The sequence below is a fragment of the Vibrio sp. 10N.222.48.A3 genome, assembly GCF_041475345.1.
In the GTDB taxonomy this organism is placed as follows: Bacteria; Pseudomonadota; Gammaproteobacteria; order Enterobacterales; family Vibrionaceae; genus Vibrio; species Vibrio tasmaniensis_A.
On sequence record NZ_JBFRVX010001393.1, the window covers coordinates 1 to 1262 of the forward strand.

At 51.2% G+C, this 1262-nt stretch carries 1 protein-coding gene; it reads right to left on the reverse strand.

Annotated features, from left to right (window positions below; genetic code table 11):
• Nucleotides 1-78: 78 nt before the first annotated feature.
• Nucleotides 79-1262 (reverse strand): TraB/VirB10 family protein (locus tag AB4653_RS26620; RefSeq protein WP_372105729.1); only part of this gene is annotated, 1184 nt, incomplete at its 5' end.

Below are 1262 nucleotides of genomic sequence, written 5' to 3' on the forward strand. Positions count from 1 at the left end.
CTTGAAAGCCCGCAGAGCAACCTGCTAGTAGGCTAATAAGCAGCGCTGTGAAAAGTTTGATAGTCATAAAAGCCGACCTTAATTTAATTGTTGGTTAACTTCTGCCGCGAGAGGGTTGAGTGTGATGGTTTCTAAAAGGGTGTCTGGTTTTGCTTGCTCTTGCTCTTTTGTCTGATGATCAACATAGCGTTTGATCGCTTCCTCATCATCCAGAGGGAACCCTTTCGTAAAGACGATATTCACGATGCCCCCTGGATTGATTTCGATGAAGGGGTGATATAACTCGGCTAAGGCAATGTAGTAATCCGAAAGCTTACTCCCCACGTCCGAGGTGGCATTGCCCAATAAACTTAATCCCACATCCTTGCTGTTGAGGCTCGACGTTGAGCCAAGCGCTGAGGTTGAGGTGGTGCTGGCCAAGCCCGCCCCGGTCTCACCCAGTCCGGTTAAGATGCCTGAGATCCCCGCCATTTGGACGATTTTGCCGTTACGTAAAATCGAGGTGCCACGGATGCCATTGCGCCCAAAGTTAAAGACGGTGCCTTGAACGGGGATATCTAAAATTCGACCGTCCCGAATGCAGCTGAGGGTATGAGTGCGCGCCACGCCGCGATTGGAAGAAAGGTCACCGTACACGCTCCCAATGATGGTGCAGTCTTTGAGGTGGCTCTTTTCTCCATTGGGCAACACGCCTTCATGCACGGTTTGAAACACGATGGGGGCGGTATCACTTTGGCCGAACGCCCCGGCATTGGCATCGGCGCCACCGGTGATTTTGGCGGTCACAAAGGTGCCCGACGGGACGTAATTGTCGACGGTTCGTTGGTACGCTGACTCTGAGGAGGCTGTCCAAAAAAAATCAAACGAGTCAAACGCTTGCCCTTGGTCATCAAACGAGGCCTTATCGGCTTTGCTGTATTGAAAGCTCTCTTTTTGCAGATCATTAGTGGCGTAAGAGGGCAAAGGTTTGGGAGGAAGTGGGCGCGAGCCAAACGGCGCAGGCTCTCCCATGACGGTGAGGTGACCGGCTTCCTTTGAGGGTAGCGATTGGGTTGATGGCAAGGCGATGGTGCGTTGCGCTTCTTGATGTTGGCGTAATTCCTCGCGTAAGATCTCGTTCTCTTTCTTCATTTGCGAAATCGTATTTTCGTTGCTCGTCATCAAACGATCGACGTCTCGATTGAGGTTTTCCATCTTCTCTTTGACGTCTTCAATGTCTTGACCTTGTAAGGTCAAGGCTGAGCGGTTGTCTTTGTCGGTAA